This window comes from Noviherbaspirillum malthae, from assembly GCF_015352985.1.
In the GTDB taxonomy this organism is placed as follows: Bacteria; Pseudomonadota; Gammaproteobacteria; order Burkholderiales; family Burkholderiaceae_D; genus Noviherbaspirillum; species Noviherbaspirillum malthae.
The window spans coordinates 23733-43757 of record NZ_JACYXF010000030.1 but is presented as its reverse complement, the minus strand read 5'-3'; the positions used below and the strand labels follow the sequence as shown (position 1 = coordinate 43757).

Sequence of the window (20025 nt, the reverse complement as noted above, 5' to 3'; positions counted from 1 at the left end):
TGATTAAGCTCGATGGCGCAAAATTTACCCTATATCGGTCGACGCCCTCAATCTTTTGGATATAATGTTCGCATATCGCACATTCTGATCAATAACCTTACTTGGTGGATATGGAATCTGATTCCGACAAAGAGTTTGTCGCCGGGCTAGAGAAAGGCTTGATGGTCATCGAGGCGTTCGCATTGAACAACGGCCCACTTACCATCAGTGATGCGGCAAAGATTACCGGCCATTCCCGCTCGTCCGCCCGCCGCTCCCTGATTACCCTGGAGCGCTTGGGGTATCTTGAGACGGACGGCAAGCAGTTCCGACCGGCACCCCGCTTATTGCGTCTGGCGCATGCTTATGTCGCTGCATCGCCTTTGGCCAAGCTGGTTCAGCCCTCTCTCGAGGCCTTGAGCGAACGTACCCAAGAGCCCAGTTCCTTTGCGGTCCTAGACGGATCCGACGCCGTCTTTGTAGCGCGTGCGGCCGCAAGGCGCAGTCTGTCAGGCGGGCTCTGGATTGGATCGCGCCTGCCTGCTTACTGCGCGGCGACAGGACGGGTGCTGCTGGCTGCATTGCCGGAGGAAGAGGCATTGCAGCGACTGAAGCGGATGGTGCGCCAACGATTGACACCGAAAACGATTACCGAGATTCCTGCACTGATGGAAGAGCTTGCTCGGGTCCGTGCGCAAGGCTATGCGCTAAACGATGAGGAACTGGAACTTGGCGTCCGCTCCATTGCGGTTCCCATTCGCAATGCAGCAGGACAGACGCTTGCGTCCGTGAGTCTTGCTACGGCTGCGTCGCGGCGAACAACCGACAACATGATCGATACGCTGCTGCCCGAGCTTGAGAGTGTACGGCGGATGCTTGGCTCGCTGATCTAGCATGCATCTCCGCTGGTACAGGTTGAGGGAGATAACGGACCAGCTGACGGCCCAAGCTGGTGATGGTGCCCGCACGCCGCTAAAACACTACCAGGCTTCGGGTTGGAGTTCGTCACTTCTTTGATAGCTCCAAGTTGCGCGCCTTACTGGTCACATCAAGGCGTGCTTCCCTCGACATGGGCTCAGCACCGGCTGCCGCTATTGAGACCTACCTGGCCTCTTGACCAAGCAGCTGACTGCTTACCGGAGACATCCCCGAAACCTTATGACCAAATCCGCCCATTCCACAGTCATGTGAAGATCAAGGTTGCAATGAAAGCCTCAACTCCAGCACAAACTCGCGTTGCGTCAACTCCGTTAAAACATCTGCGCGCTGCAGCCTATCTTGCGGTCATTCTTTGTTTCTTGGCCTTCAAGACCACAAAACTGCAAATATTCGGGCTGGCTTTGTCTGCGTCCTCGCTCCTAGCCATTGTCATCTCATTGCCGGTCGCTGCGCCGCTAGCACGTACCATTGCAATCGTATTCGTGTCCGGGGGCAGCCTGCTTCTTTGGCGAGCCGGCCTGGGCTTTGGAGAATTCGTTGGAGCCTTCGGACAGATGGCTTACCTCATTGCCCTGTTCGCTGTACTTCCTGTGCTGGCTGCTCCAATCCGTTTGGGTGGATACAGCGGTGCTATACAAAGTCTTATGCTGGGCCGTGTCAGGACTACGTTCTCGTTCAATTGCATCACCACATCCATTGCTTACATCTGCGGCGCATTCGTCAGTATGGCTGCCATCCCGATCATGATGGCAAGTATGCGGCCGGTCGTTGACAATTTTCCGTTAGGTAGCAAGCAACGGTTCATGACTGTGTCTGCTATATCAGGCTATGTCCTTCCTCTCTTCTGGACGCCCGTGTCGGGTATCGTCGGTGTGGTACTACAATCCCTGCAGCTAGATTGGCTATCGCTCTTCCCGCTGCTACTGCTGCTGAGCCTCGTGTGCCTAGGAATGAATTGGCTGATATTCCGGTTGATCGAAGGCAATGGACCTCATTCCGCTGAACCTGCTCTTGCAGCCGGGCTAACGGCTCCAGACTCAGAACGACATTCTCCGCTTCCCCACCTAATGCAAATGGTGTCAGGAATTCTGGTTCTGCTCTTATCTATTGTTGTACTCGAACACTGGATGCGGGTCGGCCTGGTGACTGTCGTGACATTGCTCGCAATACCGGCAGCGTTGATTTGGTGCATGATGCTTGGACATGGCAAGCGCTTTGCATTCGAGGGTAGCCGGGAGTTCTTCGGTCGCCTTCCGCATATGGCGGATCAGTATGCGGTTTTTCTCAGCGCAGGGTTTCTGGCAACTGCAATCGTGATGTCAGGCACCGACCATATGGTGAACGTGCTCTTCCTGCAGATGAATGAAGCCATTGGATCCAGAATTCTACTCTTGCTTATGCCCGTCATGACGCTCGCTGTGTCGTTCTTGGGTGTTCACCCCCTAGTGGGAATTGCACTGCTAGGCGAAGCCCTTCGTCCTGAAGTCCTAGGGATTTCATCGACACAGCTTGCCATTACCCTGATTGGCAGTTCCGTACTCACGTTTATGCTTGGTCCCTTCAGCGGCACGTTGGGTCTGGTACAGAATATCTCCCAAACCTCCACGTTTAGACTCGCATGGTGGAATACGCCGTATGCTGCAGGTTACTTCTTCGTACTTTGTCTTTTTATTTTATTCATCTGAATTTATCAGCATTTCAGCGGACGTCGTGAGGCTTTATGGCACATATATTAAGCACCACCATTAACTGGAATGCTCTGGTACAAATATTTGACATTACTGTCCCGTCATCGCCTAAAAATTGGCATTATTTCTCGGATGCCTTGCATTGGTGGTGTCTCTTCGATTTGCCCTCCCGTTACAATGGATAAGGCTCATTGTCAGGTATGTCGTCAAGTGAATATTATTCGATACCTCTCCGGGTCAGTATCGAACTTTTCCTCAAAAAAGCGAGGCGTGCTATTCTAAAATTCGACTTTGGCCACTTATTTCGGGGATTCGAGCTACAGCATTTCGCTGCTCCGGTGCCGAGCAAACGAATCGGCACTGTCAACATAGCGCATGGCCGAATGCACGCCCTTCCAGCCAACAGAATCCATGAGAGCTTTGACCTCCCAACCGTTAGCGCTGGCCCAAGTCACGAACCCACGTCGCAGGGAACGGCCGCGGTAGAGCTCCGGCGATACAACACCCGCTTCCTTCAGGATGGAGCGTAACAGCGGCGCTAGGCTGTCGATATGCAGTCAACCATCACCGACGTGCCCCCAGGCGGTCGCAGCTCCGGAAAAACGCGCCATCGCTGATTTGCGCAGCGTTGACCCAAGCCAGGTATGCTTCGACCGGGCAGAATCGGGGCAGCGCCGGCGCCTTGAACGTCGTTTCCTTGATCTGCCGATCAGTCTACGTGACCGGAAAATAACTGGTCATGCCCTGTCCAGGCACAATCTCCACATGCTCAGCACGTAGCTGGGTCATTTCATCGCCGTGGAAGCCGCACCAGATCCCGAGTAGCAGCAATGCGCGATTGTGCAGGTGGCGAATCTCGTCGCGACGGTCATTTTTCGACTTACTTTCCCCAATCGCGGTTTGGGGCCATTGATCCACTCGAGCCAGCTGCTCGATCTGCAGCGGCTTGGCCCGCTTTTCCAGAGCTGGATACAGCACTTGGATACCCCTGAACACCTTTGCTTTAGTCGGATTGGGGAAGCCCTGGTCGAGATGCCATTGGGCTAGGGCGGCAGACGCTGGCGTAGGGTATTGACCGACAGCGTTTCGGTATGGTCGACCAAGTAGTGGGCGATGCTCTCCGCACTGGTCGGCAAAAAGCTGCCCCATTCGACTTCGAAGTGCCGAACTGTGCCTTGATAGGCCTTGCGGGTGTTATCACGGGTCGCGGCATTTACGTACTGGTCGAGTGTGGACATCCTGTAGCTGGCCGAGTGGGAACGACAGATCAAAACACAAGAATTTACCCGAATACGGCGTCAATGCTGGTTAATGAGCCTTATAGGACCCGCCCCACTGCTCCCCATTAGTCACACTATAGCCCTTTTGCCATTCCAAAGACCCCATGGAGGAAGTTCTCCTGCCATCCCAGGACACAACGTCTGTGGCCGGCCTCCATTAGGAAGCAGTCGTTGTCAATTCTTCACCCTCTGAGCTTCATCGCGTCAGGCGCGGGCACTGCGCTTGGATGCATCGCGAAGCTGGGCTGTGTGACGTCGATATCCTGACGGGGCGATCTGCAGAACCTTGCAGAGCGGCTCGACCCCGAACCTATCGCGATGGTGATCGACGAAAGACTTCAGGACTTGAATCGACGGTCGAGCTCCGCCTGGGCGAAAAAAGCGCTGGCCACCTTCAGAATTTCGTTGGCACGGGGCAGCTCCTTGACCTCGCGCTCCAGCGCCTTGATGCGCTCCCGCTCGTCGGTGCCGACCTCGTCACGCACTCCACGGTCGATTTCGTCACGTTTGACCCAATCCAGAAGCGTCTGGGCGGTGCAACCAATCATCGGTGCAATCGTCTCGATGGCCGCCCACATCGACGGATGTTCGCTACGCTGCTCGCGCACCAGGCGTACTGCGCGCTCCCTGACTTCGGGAGAAAACTTGATCTGTTTCTTGTTCATGGCACCATTCTCTCAAATGTTGGTGCCTCCACAAAATCCGGTGTGATTCAACGTCGTGAAATGGAGACGTTCAAAGCCGACACGGTATCGGCCGGAAGTAAGGGCTGCTGCAGGTCACTTGCAGCGCCCGTAATATCTAGCGGTGAAGCCTTCTCCAAGACTCACCGCATGTATCGGCTTGAGAAGTCACAGCATGCGCAACTGATCTACGCAGTGTACAGTCTCAAACGACCGACTCCTGATTGAGAATCTCATCGCTGCCAACAGCAAGCGGCGCAAAATTTGTCGACCGAACGTAGTCGGGACGGGGATTCTCCACATTGCCCGGACGATTCTTAACTTGATTGTATACAACGTACGCTTGCCAACGGTCCTCACCAGACAGGTTGTGACCCGATGCGTGCACGATGTTTGCATCGAAGAAAACCACGGTGCCAGGCTTACCGATAATCGGCACAACTTGCGGATGGCTGGCCAAAATGTCAAGCATCGTCGGTTTTGGCACGACGTAAAAACGGTAGCCAGTAGCCTCATCGAACGCCGGTTGTAGCGAGCCAAGCTTGTGGCTGCCCGGAATGAAGTAGAGGCAGCCGCCCATCTCGGTAGGCTCGTCAAGCATGATTAACGCGGTGGTCATGCTTGGGTCTTTTACGCCATCAATGTGCCAAGTTCCAAAGTCTTGATGCCACTGCCAGACCGAACCATCGATCGCCGTTTTCAGGTTGCATTTCGTGTGATAGATATAAAGATCAGGGTCCTCCAGAAGCTGCTGCGCCGGTCCAAGCATGCGCGGGGCTCGCGTAGCTGCATGAAAAACAGACGAAGCCGTCGGACTGTCGGGTTCATGAACTTTATAAATGGTCTTCGCAATACCCCCTGTTTTCTCACGAACCAAATGGTCCGTGTCAATTTGCTGAATCCGCTTTAGGTCGCTCTTCATAGCCTTGACTTCTTCGTCCGAGAAAAGCGACTCCAACACGATAAACCCGTCACGTTTGTAGGCGGCCAATTGGGAAGCATTGAGTTTCATAGTGGTCATCTCCTTTAGTAAGTTGATGTCGGTATCATAGAGGCCACCAAACGAAATGTAAAAGATATAATAAGTTGATTATCAATACCTAAAAGGTTTTGTATGGAACTGCGCCATCTTCGGTACTTCCTCACCGTCGCACAGACACTTAATTTCACTAAGGCCGCTGAACGGCTTAACATCGCGCAACCTCCGCTCAGCCGTCAGATACGTGAACTGGAGCAAGAAATCGGCATTGAGTTGTTCAAGCGACTCGGTAGACGGATATTTCTTACGTCGGCTGGCCAAGTGTTTGCTGATCGTGCACGGAGCATCCTTTCCGCGACGGATGCGGCGGTCGTCGATTCGCAGCGTGCAGCGCGCGGCGAAATTGGACACATCGCCGTTGGCTTCTTTGAGCATATTGCCTATACACTCCTGCCTCCGCTGCTTCGCGAATATCAGCAGCGGTTTCCGGCCGTTACAGTTGAGCTTCGTTGGTTCACATCTGCCGAGCAGGTCAATGCTCTAACGCGCGGCGATATTGATCTCGCGTTCGTGCGCTCGATCCCGCCGGACGCCGATTTGAATTCTGCGCTAGTACTTGAGGAACCCTTCTATGTCGCGATCGCGAAAGATCATCCTCTGGCAACGAAACGGCAGATTTCGATAACGGATTGTGCGCCGCTGCGGGTAATTAACTATAAGAAAGACGTCGCTCCCGACTACCATGCGATTATCAGCCAGCTATGTGCGTACGCTGGCTTTGCACCCTCACCTCTTTTCGAAGTGGGCCAAATTTATGCATCGCTGGGACTTGTGAGTTCGGGCTTTGGCGTGACGCTTGTTCCAGCATCCGTTCAACAAGTCCATATGAATAACGTCGTCTACCGTCCGCTGCGCGAAGCGCTACCAAAGAGTAAGCTCATTCTTGCATGGAAAGATCCTGCTCCGTCTGCTGCATTAAACGCGTTCGTGCAGCTTGCAGAGGAGATTGCAGCCAGACGCCCCCCCACAAGAAGGAGTGATACCAATCGCAAGTCATAACTTACCGCCGTTGAGAACCAGGTTGGCTCAGGTACTCGGTAAGCGTCGTCTCTGACTTTCAATTACCCACAACTTTTGACATGGTAGCTTGAACGACCTAGCCTGGTGGAAGGAAGTCAGGCAGGAGGTTGCTATGGACGCGGAGCAACATAGAGCAAAGGCTCCGGGACCGGCATGGTTGCATGACGAACTAGATGGGCATCACTTCTTTGACGCCCGTCTGGCAAGACGGCTGGAGGAATTAGCTGCCCAACTCTGGGAACATCGTGGTCATAGTATTCCGATGGCATGCCAAGACTGGGCTAACACCAAGGCGGCATATCGCTTTCTTAGCAATGAACGTGTTCACGAGGACTTGATATTGGAAGGACATTTCCATGCAACTCGTGAGCGCTTCAACGCAACCACTGGTCCCATCTTGATTTTGCATGACACGACCATGTTCTCCTTTCAACGCGACAACCAGGAGCCCATTGGTATCACTAATAAAGTATACGGCGGCAAGGACAAGAATGGACGGCATAAGTCACGCACTCAGTGCGGCATTCAAATGCACTCCAGTTTGGCCGTCACGCTCGAAGGCTTGCCATTGGGTTTGGCTGCAATCAAGTTCTGGAGTCGTAAGGAATTCAAGGGTTGTACGGCACTCAAACGCAAGATTAATCCGACAAGGGTGCCGATTGAAACCAAAGAAAGCTTCCGATGGCTAGATAATCTGCGCCGCTCGACCGCACTGTTGGGCAATGCTGATCGCTGCGTTCATGTCGCAGACCGGGAGAGCGATATCTATGAGCTGTTCTGCTTGGCACAAACTCTCAATACCCACTTCCTGTTTCGTACGTGTGTTGACCGTTTGGCAGGGGAAGGCGATCACACTGTCGATGATGAGATGAACGAGGTACGGGTTCGTGGTTTGCACCGGGTCGAGGTCTGCAATCGCCATGGCAATGTATCAACCGCAGCCCTTGAATTGCGCTTCAAGCGCATCCACTTGCTTCCACCCATTGGCAAGCAGGCAAAGTATCCGGAGCTGAACTTGACGGTGCTGCATGCGACCGAACGCGACAAGCCCATTGGACGTGAGCGCATCGAGTGGAAATTGGTCACAGACTTGCCCGTGACGTCGCGCACGCAAGCCGTCGAGAAGCTACAGTGGTATGCCACGCGCTGGAAGATCGAAACCTTCCACAAGATCATGAAATCCGGCTGTAAAGTCGAGCAATCAAAATTGCGTACCTCCGAGCGGCTAGTCAATCTGATTGCGCTGTACTGCATCTTGGGTTGGCGCATCTTCTGGATGACAATGCTACAGCGTACCGTAAGTACAGCGCCTGCGACGCTGGCGTTCACCACACAGGAATTGACGTTGCTCGATCGGCTGGTACAAGGACCGGAAATGCGAACAGACACATCAGTCGATCTATCAATTTATCTATGCAAGCTCGCTTGCCTTGGCGGTTATCTCGCACGTACTCATGATCCGCCGCCAGGTAACATCGTCATTTGGCGCGGCCTGTCGCGCCTACACGAAATTGAACTCGGATATGAGCTTGCATTAGAAATTGTGGGTAATTGAAAGTCTCAGCCGACGCTTACGGTACTCGTGCACAAGGAACGAATAGCACCGGGTAGTTGGGGGAAGGCTTTCTAAAGTGGACCCATCAGTCAAGACATTGAACCGGTTAGTTTAAGCTGCGTCCATTTCGACCTCAGCGGCTGCCCGGGGCTACTCCGTACCGCTGCTCTTACGTTCCTGTCCTCCACCGTCGAACTTTTCGATGATCAGCGCACCGCCTCCGGCACCGATACGATTGAGGTGGCCTGACTTCTGTGGACACTCTCGTTTGTTAGCCTCATCAAATGGGAGAATGCATGAAGAAAACAAACTTGCGAACCTATACGCCCGAATTTCGCGCAGAGGCGGCGAAGCTACAGCGTGTTGCATGAATTCATCTGGAATTCATGAGAAGCTTTCTTGTCAAAGAAATGTTGCCATTCATATCTTTGACGTTTCATGGCCTCTCCTTACTCTCTGGATTTGCGGCAGAAGATTTTGCAGGCCCACGAACGCGGTATGGGCTCTCAACGTGAAATTGCCGAGTTCTTTGGTGTCAGTCTGTCGTTTGTGGAAAAGTTGCTGCAGCGGGCGCGGCACACCGGCGATGCCACTGCTAAAAAGCAAGGACGTAGCCCGAGCACGCGCTTGGATGACACCGCACAGGCCCATGTTCGCCTTCTGGTTGAACGGCAACCCGATATCACGCTGGCTGAATTAGCCGATCACGATGACCAGTTGACGGGCGTGCGTGTAAGGCCGGCAACCCTTTGCCGGTTATTGCAGCGGCTGCGCATGCCGCTTAAAAAAGACCGTCCATGCATGTGAGAGAGATACTCTGCGAGTGCGTCGCGCCCGTCGTCAATACCGCAGGAAGATAGCCCGCCATTCGTCCCGCCGGTTGAAGTTTATCGACGAGACCGGCTGCAATATCGCCATGATGCGTCGCGGCAGCCGCGCAACCCCTGGTGTTCGCGTCAAGGATGCGGTACCAAAGAGCTTCGGTCGCAATGTGACTGTGCTGGGAGCGTTGTCCTGCCAAGGTCTGGAGGCGGTCATGACCATCGATAGTGCCACCGGTGCCACGGTGTTCCGTACCTATGTCAATCATGTTCTGATACCGACCTTGCGGCCGGGCGATGTCGTGGTGATGGATAACTTGAGTGCACACACAGTCGCCGGTATTGAGCAAGCCATTGAAGGTGTCGGAGCCACCTTAATCTATCTGCCACCTTACTCGCCAGAGTTCTCTACCATTGAAAACTGCTGGTCCAAGCTGAAGACCAAACTAAGAAGTGCGAAGGCAAGGACTCGTCAGGCACTTGATGAAGCCTTGAGAGCGGCGATCGACTCGACCAGTGCCGCTGATGCTCAAGGCTGGTTAAGCATTGCGGTTATCCCCTACATCGATGTGAAACGCGATGTAAAATCTTCAAAGGGATGGCCCTAAATAAACGAGAAAACCAACGATCCCTTCGAAAACCCTTCATAAATTGCAATTATCGGTTCTAAGCATTCATCACAGCGACGGCACGTACATTCAGGTAGGCCTCGACCGCCTCCGGTCCGCCCTCGGAACCGTAGCCCGAATCCTTCAACCCGCCGAATGGCAATTCCGCCGACGGCAGCGCCGGCATGTTCACCCACAGCATGCCCACTTCCACCCGGCGCGCCAGCAGATCCGCATTCTTCAGCGAACGCGTGAACGCATAGCCCGCCAGTCCGTACGGCAGACGGTTAGACTCGGCAATCGCTTCTTCCAGCGTGTTGAAGCTGCGGATCGCCGCCATCGGGCCGAACGGCTCGTCGTTGAACACCTTCGCTTCCACCGGCACATCCGACAGGATCGTCGGCTGCCAGAAGTTGCCGGCCTCGCCGATGCGCACGCCGCCGGCCAGCACCTTCGCGCCGCGCTCGATCGCATCCTGGGTGAATTCCGCCATCGCGGTGAGGCGGCGCGGATTGGCCAGCGGGCCCATCTGCGTGCCTTCGGCCAGGCCGTCGCCGATCTTCAGCGCCTGCGCATGCTTGACCAGCGCCTGCTCGAACTCGCCGCGGATGCTCTCATGCACCAGGAAGCGCGTCGGCGAGATGCACACCTGGCCGGCGTTGCGGAACTTGGCCGCACCGGCCGACTTGACTGCCAGCGCAATGTCGGCGTCCTCGGCCACGATCACCGGCGCATGTCCGCCCAGTTCCATGGTCACGCGCTTCATGTGCTGGCCGGCCAGTGCGGCGAGCTGCTTGCCCACCGGCGTAGAGCCGGTGAAGGTGATCTTGCGGATGATGGGATGGGCGATCAGGTAGCTGGAAATCTCCGCCGGATTGCCGTAGACCAGGCCCAGCACGCCGGGCGGAATGCCGGCATCGACGAAGGCCTGGATCAGTGCGGCCGGGCCTGCCGGGGTTTCTTCCGGCGCCTTGACCAGCATCGAGCAGCCGGCGGCCAGTGCGGCGCCGACCTTGCGCACGACCTGGTTGATCGGGAAGTTCCAGGGCGTGAAGGCGGCGACGGGACCGACCGGGTCTTTGAGCACCATCTGGCGGATGGCGATGTTGGTGCGTGACGGCACGATGCGGCCGTAGACGCGAAAGCCTTCCTCGGCGAACCACTCGATGATGTCGGCTGCGGCCAGCGCTTCACCCTTGGCTTCGACGAGCGGCTTGCCCTGTTCCTGTGTCAGCACACGGCCGATGTTTTCGGCGCGCTCGCGCATGAAGGCGGCGGCGCGGCGCATGATCTTGCTGCGCTCGGCGGGCAGCATGTCGCGCCAGGTTTCGAAGCCTTTCTGAGCCGCTTCGAGGGCGCGGTCGAGATCGGCGCGGCCGGCATGGGCGACGCGGCCGATTTCCTGGCCGGTGGCGGGATTGTGAACGGCCAGCGTGCGGCCGTCGGCGGCATCCTGCCACTGGCCGTTGATCAATAGTTGTGTATTCGGATAAGTCATCTTTATTTTCCTATCTTCAGATACATAGAGCGGGCTTTGGTAAGCACGCCAATCTCACTGCTAATAAAGGCAGTTGGAATCGGGCGTGTTACAGCCATCAAATCAATTGCATCCATAAAACATGGATATCATGTCAGGGGTGTTTCCCACACAACAGGTAGTTAATCCTTTGTTTACCTCACGTGCTGCAACATACGTTATGCTGAGGGTTGTTAAAAGCTTCTTTTAACGTCTCGCTTTGCACGGACTTTCATTTGACGCGGGAAAGACATTTCATACTTTCTACCAGTTCATTTTCCATGTGTAACTCGACGCTTCGTTCATGTAGGTTGCTTACGGCATACATAAATAACCATATGCCGATTCCCGCAACTAATTGATGAACACAAGCGCGAATTGCGGGATGTAAGTCGTCAGAAGTAATACTGCCAGCATTACCAATATTTGCGGCCAAATGGCACGTGATACCTCACCGAGCTTCTGACCACTGATTGCCATCCCCACGAATAGACAGTAACCAATCGGTGGTGCCGCCATCCCCACTGCTACATTTGTAACGATGACCGCGCCGAAGTGGATTGGGTCAACTCCAAATTGGTTAGCGATTGCTATCAGCATTGGACCAAGAATCACCATGATAGCTACTTCGTCCATTACTGCCGCGAGAAGGAAGAAAACCAGATTCAGAACAAGCAGCATTAGCCAAGGCTGAGTGATGGCACCGCCGAGTGCTCCGGCCAATTTAGTTGCTATCTGCTCCTGTGCGATAAGAACGCTAAAACCGCTCGATGCGGCCATGACAGCCATGACGATTGCGCTAACTCGCATTCCGTTTATGAAGATTTCTGGTAAATCTCGAACCTTGATGCGCTTCTCGACGAATACCCCAACCCACAGACTGTAGAGACATGCTACAGCAGCGGCTTCGGTCGGAGTGAAAGCGCCACCATAGATCCCTGCTAGCACAATGAATGGTGCCAACAGTGCCCAAATGCCCTCCCTGAACGCAGTACACACTTCAGTAAATGTCGCCCGTGGTAGGCGTGTTACATGGTTCCCGCGCGCATTCCAGGCCACCAACAGCGATAATCCTCCTGCCATTAGCAAGCCTGGCAGAATACCCGCCAAAAACAGCTTGGAAATCGATTGCTCAGCAATGACGCCCCAGATTACGAACGCGATTGATGGGGGAATAAGGGGGGCAAGCACACCAGCGCTGACTGCAAGTGAGGTAGCGTACGCTTTAGAATAGCCGCGCTCAGCCATTGCCGGAATCATGATTGCACCAATCGCAGCCGTTGTCGCCGGAGCAGATCCTGAGATTGCGGCGAAAATAACCGCCGCCAAAATCGTTACATGCCCTAAGCCACCAGGCAGGTGACGAACCAAGACATCAGCCATTGCTACCAAACGCTTGGACATTCCGCCGGCCGACATGATTTCTCCGGCCAGCATAAAAAATGGAATACCTAAAAGACTAAACGATTGCGTTCCGGAGATTATCGTCTGCGGCAACATTACAGCGGGAATATCCGTAAAGTAGAGAACGCCGATGACTGAGATACCAATCGCGAAACTAAAAGGGAACCCTAGCAATACTAGTAAAGCGAAGCCTGCGGTCAAGATCCATGCACTGACACTCATGCCTTTTCCTCCTGCGGTAGTCCAACAAGCAGGCGCTCGAAAGCAAACAACGCGGTCAGCGCACCGCTGACCGGCGCTGCGGTATACAACCATTCGACGGCGTAGCCGATCGCCGCTGAGGTAGATCCTATTGTTTCGTGCACATAGGTGGCCCCCGACCAGACAAGGTAGCACCCAAACCCGGCAATGCCGAAACATATCAGCCGATTCATGATGTCCTTGCCCACTGACGGCAAGTGCTCAATCAGTAAGTCCATCCGTACATGAAAAAATTCGCGGACACCAACAGCGATCATTAGCAACATTGTCCAAGTGAACATTAGCAGCGCGAGTTCTTCCGTCCATGACGGTGGGCGGTTAAAGAAATAGCGCATAAAAACTTGCCACAAGATTGCTGCTGTCATTACTGCTGCTAGAAGAACGATTATGCCTTTGACCGTATGGCAAACCACATCGTTGAGCCTTACCAACCCCTTGGTGAGTGCCTTCAATTTACTTTACCTCAGCCAGCGCTGCATCAAGAAGATCGTTGCCAATGCTGCCTCGGTATTTCTCGTAAACCGGCTTGACACGTTCACGGAATGCACTTCGGTCAGTCACCGTATTGACTTTAACGCCCTTAGCCTGCAACGAAGCAATAATTTTTTGAGTGTTCTCGACACTCGTTTTCCGCTGCTCTGCCACTGCCTGCGCTGCTGCCTCCTTGACCGCCCTTTTCTGGTCGGGGGTCAGCTTGTCAAATGTGCGCTTACTCATAAGGAACTGCAGGACGGAATATGTGTGATTAGTGAGTGACAGATACTTCGTGACTTCAAAGAACTTGCTTTGGTCAAGCACTGTGACCGGCGCCTCAAGGCCATCAATCGTTCCCTGTTGAATGGCTGTAAATGTTTCGCCCCAGGCCATTGGCACTGCGCTACCACCCAATGAATTGAACATGTCAATATAAATCGGGCTCAGCATGACGCGATACTTGACGCCCTTAACATCCTCAGGCTTGGCCACCGGCTGACGGTTGTTGACTATGCTGCGGAAACCGCTGTCCATGTAGCCCAATGTCAGAATGCCCTTTGCTTCGAGCTGCTTCGCCATCTGAGCACCCACTTTTCCATCCAAAACCTTGAATGCTTGTGCCTCACTGCTATACAGAAAAGGTAAATCGTTCAACTGGAACGCCGGCACGACTTGGGCAACTGATGAATTGGTGATAATGCCGGCATCCACTGTGCCGAAACGTAGTCCCTCAATCATAGGCTTTTCGTCCCCCAACTGCCGGTTCGGATATAACTGAATATCAAGTGTCCCTTTGCTATTGGCTTCGGCGGCAGCCTTGAATGCGCGGGCACCAATAGCGTATGGGTCTTGTGCCCCATCGCTGGTTGTCCAACCGATTTTAATGACCGTTTTTTGTTGAGCCTGCACTGAAGTGCAAGCAATGAATGCAGTGATCAAAGCTGCCGAGATTGTTCCGATCGATCTTTTCATGTCGTCTCTCCATTGTGTACTGCATTGAATACCTACCGTCTGGGGACGGCAGCGATTAAAATCCGTAAAGGCGATGTGCGTTGTCCACTAGCACTCGGTTGCGATCGGACTCGCAAGGCAGCCACATCGCTAGCGTCTCAAGCAAGTCGCCCACGTTCATCATATGTCCGTAATGGGCGACGTGCGGCCAGTCTGATCCCCATACGCATCGGTCGGGCGCTGCGTTGAATAGGGCCTGTGCCAGTGCAACAGTGTCTTTGTACGGCAGTGTCGGGCTCAGACGGTATGCGCCTGAGAGTTTGACCCAACCGCCGTCGCGGATCAGTTCTACAAGCGTGCGGAATCCAGGTGCATCAACTCCACGCTCGGCGGGGAAATGGCCCATATGATCGACTACGAAAGGCGCACGCAGCTTACTAATCGCCGGTGCAAGGGCGGGCAAGTCCTTTACGCTAATGAGAAACTGAAGGTGCCAGCCCATGTCCCGTGCAAGGGCATCGTACTCGGAAAGTGCATCGAAACCGATGCCGCCGCCGAACAATACGTTAAGGCGCAGCCCGACGACACCGTCCTCGCGTGCTGCGACATATTCGTTCTCGGGCAAGCTAAGCGGCATGACCGCGATGCCCCGTAGACGCTCATGATGGGCCCGTAGAGTTTGCCGCATCAGGCGGTTGTCAGTGCCGTGCACGCTTACCTGTACGAGAACGCCGTACGTCATGCCTGTCGCATCAAGCATATTTAGGTAATTTCGTTCGGTCGCTTCCGGCGGTGTGTAGGAACGGTCGTCAACGAAAGGGTATGCCGGAGGCCGGCCGATCACATGGGCGTGTGCATCTACGGCCTTAGGGGGAACAGTAAAGCTAAGCGGACCGTGAGGCAACGGGTCTGGGCCTGGACAGACAGGCGCAATAATAGGATTGGGGGCTGTAGCAGTCATGTTGTCTCCCATATGATTTTGTTGGGTGAGTGGCCCGTCCGTCGAACTAGCTCACCCATACAGAGCCATTCCTCCAGAGAACGAAGTAGCGCAAGTGTTATTACCTATTGCTTTGGCGGCTTCCTTTTCTAGCCACCCATCACACCACGGGGCTCTGCCCCCTGTATATAGAAAGCGGCTCGAGTGTGGCGCTTAACTAACTAAGCATCGTTTGAAGGACATCGTCCAAACTATTCTCGCTTTCACGCAGTGTCCCAAGGATGTAACTTCCATTGGGCAGCGAGCGGTTACAAAGAGATTAGCTTCGAGTCAAAGTTCTTCATGTGTTCAGATTATCATACAAAGTGGGAAAAGTACAATATGTCAGCGTGGTGCACTAGAGAAATTTTTGTGCGGCGCTTCTTTTAGCGTGCGTGACTAATCTGCGATGTCGAGCAGAACGGGCTTCATCCACAGAATCCGCTCGCATGATGTTATCAAGCCTTCTGTGAGGTATGGGCATTGCCCAGTCAAGCATAAGTGTCAAAGATATCAACGCTAAATGCACTCTTGGGCGGTATTGGTCTCCTATTTATTGTACCGGCTACTTCTTGACGCGGACAGTAAGTGACGCCTCTTGTATCGCCGACTTCCCCGCCAGCATCCGGTCTTTCAACGCATAAAGGTGAGAAAGCGCAGCAAGCCGGGCGCGATCCTGATCTCCTGACCGTATGGCTGCCAGGATGGCCTGATGCTCCTGAATCGCTGGTTGCGGACCTGCGCCTATTACCTTTGAGTTGTCCCAGGCGGTCTGTACAAACGCAGCAAATCGTTCACTAATGAACTCCAGTATCGACATCATGTAGGGATTATGCGTCGCTTGTGCCACTGCCCGATGAAATGCGACGTCGGCTTCGGAATCCACCAGACCTGAACCGGCAGCGATTTCCATTTTGTTCATTGCTGTTTGGATGGCGGCGAGGTTTTCTTCCGTACGTCTTGCAGCGGCGAGTGCCGTACCGGCCGACTCCATTGTCAGGCGCAACTCAAAGAGATTTTCGTCGAACTTCAATGAATGGGTGGTAGGGGCGAAATGCACCGTATTCGGAGCGCTCGATAAGATGACCGATCCCCTGCCCGGCTTCGTGTCGAGTACGCCAGCCGCACGTAACCGAGCCATTGCCTCTCTGACAGGTGCTCGGCTTACGCCAAGGCGAATAGCGAGCTCCGACTCCGGCGGCAAGACATCTCCTGGCTTCAGTTCCTTTGACCGCAACTGGCCCAATACATAATGTTCAACTTGATCAGCAAGCGACAGCGCAGAGATCATTTTCAATTCGACATTTCTCATAAACTCAGATTATCATACAAACTTCGTCAGATGCCAATTCGGCGCTTACTCATTATCTTACTCACCTTCCGTAAAAACGGGGGGTTAATCGTCGACCCATGATGCTGGCAAACTTAGCTTCCCACCCTTATTTTGAGGCAACGCCAATGATCCATGCTTTATCCACTCCCGCCTTTCCAACGTTTTCGGGCCGCTTAATTTCCGATCCTTCTGCCATGGCCCCCTTCTTGACTGATTGGCGCCGACGCTGGACCGGCGACGCCATTGCAGTGGCTCAGCCAGAGTCGGCCGAAGATGTCGCCATAGTCCTTCGGTGGTGTAACGAACATGGCATCGCCGTTGTGCCCCAAGGCGGAAATACCGGACTTTCTGGGGGTTCCGTACCCGAACCAAATGCTCGTGCCTTGGTGCTATCGCTGACTCGAATGGCTCGCATACGAAATGTCGATCCGGTCAATAACACCATCATAGCTGATGCAGGCTGTACGCTTACTCAGGTGCAAGAGGCTGCTCGTGAAGCTAATCGTCTTTTTCCGTTAAGTCTTGCTGCAGAAGGCACTTGCACGATTGGGGGCAATCTAGCAACTAATGCCGGAGGTGTGCAGGTATTGCGGTATGGGAACGTGCGTGAGCTTTGCCTTGGATTGGAAGTTGTGACTTCGAACGGAGAAATTTGGAATGGCTTGAGAGGACTGCGCAAGGACAACACGGGCTATGACCTGCGAGATTTGTTCATAGGTTCTGAGGGAACGCTCGGCGTGATCACTGGTGCTGTTCTAAAACTCTCCCCTATTCCAGCTGCACAGACAGTGGCCTTCCTTTCCGTTCCCTCTCCGGCAGCAGCGGTGCGATTGCTGGAAGTGGCTCAGCGGCGCGTCGGTTCAAGCTTAACGGCCTTTGAACTACTTACTGATACGTGTCTTGATCTAGTGCTACGGCACATGCCGGGCACGAGGCGACCGGTTGAGAGTGCATCGCCTTGGTACGTGCTGCTCGAACTCTCGGACGCCGTTAGCCAAGAACATGCTGCCGAAGCGATCGAGGCGTTATTTGAATTGGCGTTTGAAGAAGAACTTACTACTGATGCAGTGGTGTCATCTTCCCTGTCGCAGTTCGAATCGCTGTGGGCATTGCGCGAAAATATCTCAGAGGCTCAGGCTGCCGAAGGTAAGACCATAAAGCATGACATTTCCCTCCCAATATCGGAAATTCCCGGCTTTCTGAACCATACCGATCAGTTGATTCGAAAACAATATCCACAAGTCCGCCTTGTAGTCTTTGGGCACCTTGGCGATGGAAACCTGCATTACAACCTTTCGCCAAGTTACTCATCGCTGACAGATTCTGATGGCGGCGCTTCATTTCTTTTCCTAGAAAAGGAGTTGAACCGTTTGGTTCACGATGAGGTAGTCTGCCGAGGAGGGTCGATATCGGCCGAACATGGACTGGGCGTGCTGCGCAGGGATGAGTCAATGCGTTACAAGTCCTCCGTTGAGCTAAAACTGATGCAGGCGCTAAAGAAGGCGCTGGACCCAAAGGGACTCATGAATCCGGCAAAGGTGCTGGCCTGATTTACGTCAGCTGTGGGGGAACGTTGTTCGAACCTTAAAACATGCCGATCAACGGCGCAAGCAATCTACAAGTACATGATTGCTTCAGGTTTGCCGCTATCCCAATAGATTGGCTTACTGTTTTTTAAGCTGATGCAGCCGAGGTGCATCGGTCCTGATTACTTGTCTAGTAAGGAGAATGATGAAAGTATTGGTACCAGTCAAACGCGTGGTGGACTACAACGTCAAGGTACGCGTGAAGTCTGACGGCTCCGGCGTCGATATCGCCAACGTCAAGATGTCGATGAATCCCTTTGACGAGATTGCCGTCGAAGAAGCCACCCGCCTGAAGGAAGGCGGCAAGGCAACCGAAATCGTGGCCGTGTCGGCCGGCCTGACGCAATGCCAGGAAACCCTGCGCACCGCCATGGCCATCGGCGCCGACCGCGGCATCCTGGTCGAGACCGCCGAGGAACTGCAGCCGCTGGCCGTGGCCAAGCTGTTAAAAGCCGTGGCCGACAAGGAGCAGCCGCAGCTGATCATCCTCGGCAAGCAGGCCATCGACGACGACTGCAACCAGACCGGCCAGATGCTGGCGGCGCTGCTGGGCTGGCCGCAAGCCACCTTTGCCTCGAAGGTCAGCATCGAGGACGGCAAGGCGACCGTGACGCGTGAAGTCGACGGCGGTTTGGAAACCGTGGCGCTGCAGCTGCCGGCGATCGTGACGACCGACCTGCGCCTGAACGAGCCGCGCTACGTGACGCTGCCCAACATCATGAAGGCCAAGAAGAAGCCGCTGGAAACCGTCAAGCCGGCTGACCTGGGTGTGGATGTGGCGCCGCGCCTGAAGACGCTGAAAGTGTCGGAGCCGCCGAAGCGCTCGGCCGGCATCGTGGTCAAGAGCGTGGAAGAGCTGGTTTCCAAGCTCAGGAACGAAGCGAAGGTCATTTAATGACCTGCTCCCTTCTCCCGCAGGCGGGAGAAGGGAGTCATTGAATGCGAACAGGACCTCACTTTTCAAATACGGAATTCCATCATGACCGCACTCGTCATTGCTGAACACGACAACGCTTCCCTGAAGGGCAGCACCCTCAATACCGTCACCGCGGCGGCTGCCTGCGGCGGCGACGTCCATGTCCTCGTCGCCGGCGCCAACTGCGGCGCTGCCGCCGAAGCCGCATCGAAAATCGCCGGCGTCTCCAAGGTGCTGGTCGCCGATGCGCCGCACTTCGCCGACGGCCTGGCCGAGAACGTCGCCGAGCAGGCGCTGGCCATCGCCTCCTCCTACTCGCACATCCTCGCTCCGGCCACCGCCTACGGCAAGAACATCCTGCCGCGCGTGGCCGCCAAGCTGGACGTGAGCCAGGTCTCGGAAATCACCAGGGTGGTCTCGCCCGACACCTTCGAGCGTCCGATCTACGCCGGCAATGCGATCGCCACCGTGCAGTCGGCCGATCCGGTCAAGGTGATCACCGTGCGCGGCACCGGCTTTGATGCGGCTGCCACAGGCGGCAGCGCCGCAGTGGAGACCATCACCGCGGTAGCCGATTCCGGCAAGTCGGCCTTCGTCTCGCGCGAAGTGGCCAAGTCCGACCGTCCCGAACTGACCGCTGCCAAGGTGATCGTCTCCGGCGGCCGCGGCATGGGCTCGGGCGACAACTTCAAGATCCTCGAGCCGCTGGCCGACAAGCTGGGCGCAGCGATGGGTGCTTCGCGCGCGGCGGTTGACGCCGGCTTCGTGCCGAACGACTGGCAGGTGGGCCAGACCGGCAAGATCGTGGCGCCGCAGCTGTACATCGCGGTGGGTATTTCGGGCGCGATCCAGCACCTGGCCGGCATGAAGGATTCGAAGACGATCGTGGCGATCAACAAGGATCCGGAAGCGCCGATCTTCTCGGTGGCCGATTATGGCATCGTCGGCGACCTGTTTGAGGTTGTTCCGCAACTGACCAGCGAGCTCGGATAA

General features: G+C 54.9%; 18 protein-coding genes, 1 pseudogene and 1 other annotated feature. Of the genes and pseudogenes, 9 read left to right on the top strand and 10 right to left on the bottom strand.

All coding sequences use genetic code 11. The features are described from left to right. The first annotated feature begins 110 nt into the window (after positions 1–110). Positions 111–872, top strand: a complete 762-nt coding sequence (locus tag IGW03_RS23775; protein ID WP_194725016.1) for an IclR family transcriptional regulator domain-containing protein — start codon at positions 111–113, stop codon at positions 870–872. Positions 873–1184: 312 nt separating this feature from the next. Then, positions 1185–2603 (top strand): hypothetical protein, encoded by a 1419-nt coding sequence (locus IGW03_RS23770; protein WP_194725015.1) that lies wholly within the window; start codon positions 1185–1187, stop codon positions 2601–2603. A gap of 717 nt (positions 2604–3320) precedes the next feature. Here IGW03_RS23770 and IGW03_RS23765 read toward each other — a convergent pair. The 4 genes and pseudogenes from IGW03_RS23765 to IGW03_RS23750 form a co-directional block, all read right to left on the bottom strand. After that, the gene (locus IGW03_RS23765; protein ID WP_194725014.1) at positions 3321–3584 is read right to left on the bottom strand and encodes a site-specific integrase; all 264 of its coding nucleotides are present in this window, start codon (positions 3582–3584) and stop codon (positions 3321–3323) included. A 65-nt stretch (positions 3585–3649) separates the two neighbouring features. Beyond that, positions 3650–3844 (bottom strand): hypothetical protein, encoded by a 195-nt coding sequence (locus IGW03_RS23760; RefSeq protein ID WP_194725013.1) that lies wholly within the window; start codon positions 3842–3844, stop codon positions 3650–3652. A 249-nt stretch (positions 3845–4093) separates the two neighbouring features. Beyond that, a pseudogene (locus tag IGW03_RS23755) lies at positions 4094–4551 on the bottom strand (IS3 family transposase); the annotation flags it as partial. Continuing rightward, positions 4154–4270: a sequence feature (AL1L pseudoknot), on the bottom strand. (Overlaps the previous pseudogene by 117 nt.) A 223-nt stretch (positions 4552–4774) precedes the next feature. Continuing rightward, the gene (locus tag IGW03_RS23750) at positions 4775–5581 is read right to left on the bottom strand and encodes a phytanoyl-CoA dioxygenase family protein (protein WP_194725012.1); all 807 of its coding nucleotides are present in this window, start codon (positions 5579–5581) and stop codon (positions 4775–4777) included. A 102-nt stretch (positions 5582–5683) separates the two neighbouring features. Here IGW03_RS23750 and IGW03_RS23745 point away from each other — a divergent pair, with 102 nt between their 5' ends. The 4 genes from IGW03_RS23745 (at position 5684) to IGW03_RS23730 (ending at position 9612) form a co-directional block, all read left to right on the top strand. Continuing rightward, complete coding sequence (locus IGW03_RS23745) at positions 5684–6607, top strand: LysR family transcriptional regulator (protein ID WP_194725011.1); 924 nt, start codon at positions 5684–5686, stop codon at positions 6605–6607. Between the two features lie 133 nt (positions 6608–6740). After that, on the top strand, positions 6741–8183 hold the full coding sequence (locus IGW03_RS23740) for an IS4 family transposase (RefSeq protein WP_194725010.1): 1443 nt from the start codon (positions 6741–6743) through the stop codon (positions 8181–8183). Between the two features lie 438 nt (positions 8184–8621). Beyond that, a complete protein-coding gene (locus IGW03_RS23735; RefSeq protein WP_194725009.1) occupies positions 8622–8990 on the top strand; it encodes a helix-turn-helix domain-containing protein in 369 nt (122 codons plus the stop codon). Between the two features lie 16 nt (positions 8991–9006). Further along, complete coding sequence (locus IGW03_RS23730; protein WP_194725008.1) at positions 9007–9612, top strand: IS630 family transposase; 606 nt, start codon at positions 9007–9009, stop codon at positions 9610–9612. Between the two features lie 58 nt (positions 9613–9670). On the opposite strand, the gene IGW03_RS23725 is transcribed toward IGW03_RS23730, so the two are convergent. From IGW03_RS23725 to IGW03_RS23700, 6 genes are all read right to left on the bottom strand, one after another. Then, complete coding sequence (locus IGW03_RS23725; RefSeq protein WP_194725007.1) at positions 9671–11110, bottom strand: NAD-dependent succinate-semialdehyde dehydrogenase; 1440 nt, start codon at positions 11108–11110, stop codon at positions 9671–9673. A gap of 372 nt (positions 11111–11482) precedes the next feature. Continuing rightward, complete coding sequence (locus tag IGW03_RS23720; protein WP_194725006.1) at positions 11483–12754, bottom strand: TRAP transporter large permease; 1272 nt, start codon at positions 12752–12754, stop codon at positions 11483–11485. Continuing rightward, positions 12751–13245 (bottom strand): TRAP transporter small permease, encoded by a 495-nt coding sequence (locus IGW03_RS23715; protein WP_194725005.1) that lies wholly within the window; start codon positions 13243–13245, stop codon positions 12751–12753. The genes IGW03_RS23720 and IGW03_RS23715 overlap by 4 nt, the downstream gene beginning before the upstream one ends. A 1-nt stretch (position 13246) precedes the next feature. Next, positions 13247–14239 (bottom strand): TRAP transporter substrate-binding protein, encoded by a 993-nt coding sequence (locus IGW03_RS23710; RefSeq protein ID WP_194725004.1) that lies wholly within the window; start codon positions 14237–14239, stop codon positions 13247–13249. A gap of 55 nt (positions 14240–14294) precedes the next feature. After that, the gene (locus IGW03_RS23705; protein WP_194725003.1) at positions 14295–15179 is read right to left on the bottom strand and encodes an amidohydrolase family protein; all 885 of its coding nucleotides are present in this window, start codon (positions 15177–15179) and stop codon (positions 14295–14297) included. A gap of 583 nt (positions 15180–15762) precedes the next feature. Further along, on the bottom strand, positions 15763–16509 hold the full coding sequence (locus IGW03_RS23700; protein WP_194725002.1) for a FadR/GntR family transcriptional regulator: 747 nt from the start codon (positions 16507–16509) through the stop codon (positions 15763–15765). Between the two features lie 146 nt (positions 16510–16655). Between IGW03_RS23700 and IGW03_RS23695 the strand changes: the two genes are divergently transcribed. From IGW03_RS23695 to IGW03_RS23685, 3 genes are all read left to right on the top strand, one after another. Further along, positions 16656–18080, top strand: coding sequence for an FAD-binding oxidoreductase (locus tag IGW03_RS23695; protein WP_194725046.1), 1425 nt, complete (start codon positions 16656–16658; stop codon positions 18078–18080). Between the two features lie 181 nt (positions 18081–18261). After that, complete coding sequence (locus tag IGW03_RS23690; protein WP_194725045.1) at positions 18262–19011, top strand: electron transfer flavoprotein subunit beta/FixA family protein; 750 nt, start codon at positions 18262–18264, stop codon at positions 19009–19011. 84 nt (positions 19012–19095) lie between these two features. After that, positions 19096–20025, top strand: coding sequence for an electron transfer flavoprotein subunit alpha/FixB family protein (locus IGW03_RS23685; RefSeq protein ID WP_194725001.1), 930 nt, complete (start codon positions 19096–19098; stop codon positions 20023–20025).

Bases quoted from the DNA above. Each gene is read 5' to 3' on its own strand.
- IGW03_RS23685 (WP_194725001.1), top strand. From the start codon at position 19,096: ATGACCGCACTCGTCATTGCTGAACACGACAACGCTTCCCTGAAGGGC.
- IGW03_RS23740 (WP_194725010.1), top strand. From the start codon at position 6,741: ATGGACGCGGAGCAACATAGAGCAAAGGCTCCGGGACCGGCATGGTTG.
- IGW03_RS23700 (WP_194725002.1), bottom strand. From the start codon at position 16,509: ATGAGAAATGTCGAATTGAAAATGATCTCTGCGCTGTCGCTTGCTGAT.
- IGW03_RS23775 (WP_194725016.1), top strand. From the start codon at position 111: ATGGAATCTGATTCCGACAAAGAGTTTGTCGCCGGGCTAGAGAAAGGC.
- IGW03_RS23760 (WP_194725013.1), bottom strand. From the start codon at position 3,844: ATGTCCACACTCGACCAGTACGTAAATGCCGCGACCCGTGATAACACC.
- IGW03_RS23745 (WP_194725011.1), top strand. From the start codon at position 5,684: ATGGAACTGCGCCATCTTCGGTACTTCCTCACCGTCGCACAGACACTT.
- IGW03_RS23710 (WP_194725004.1), bottom strand. From the start codon at position 14,239: ATGAAAAGATCGATCGGAACAATCTCGGCAGCTTTGATCACTGCATTC.
- IGW03_RS23750 (WP_194725012.1), bottom strand. From the start codon at position 5,581: ATGAAACTCAATGCTTCCCAATTGGCCGCCTACAAACGTGACGGGTTT.
- IGW03_RS23735 (WP_194725009.1), top strand. From the start codon at position 8,622: ATGGCCTCTCCTTACTCTCTGGATTTGCGGCAGAAGATTTTGCAGGCC.
- IGW03_RS23695 (WP_194725046.1), top strand. From the start codon at position 16,656: ATGATCCATGCTTTATCCACTCCCGCCTTTCCAACGTTTTCGGGCCGC.
- IGW03_RS23690 (WP_194725045.1), top strand. From the start codon at position 18,262: ATGAAAGTATTGGTACCAGTCAAACGCGTGGTGGACTACAACGTCAAG.
- IGW03_RS23720 (WP_194725006.1), bottom strand. From the start codon at position 12,754: ATGAGTGTCAGTGCATGGATCTTGACCGCAGGCTTCGCTTTACTAGTA.
- IGW03_RS23725 (WP_194725007.1), bottom strand. From the start codon at position 11,110: ATGACTTATCCGAATACACAACTATTGATCAACGGCCAGTGGCAGGAT.
- IGW03_RS23770 (WP_194725015.1), top strand. From the start codon at position 1,185: ATGAAAGCCTCAACTCCAGCACAAACTCGCGTTGCGTCAACTCCGTTA.
- IGW03_RS23705 (WP_194725003.1), bottom strand. From the start codon at position 15,179: ATGACTGCTACAGCCCCCAATCCTATTATTGCGCCTGTCTGTCCAGGC.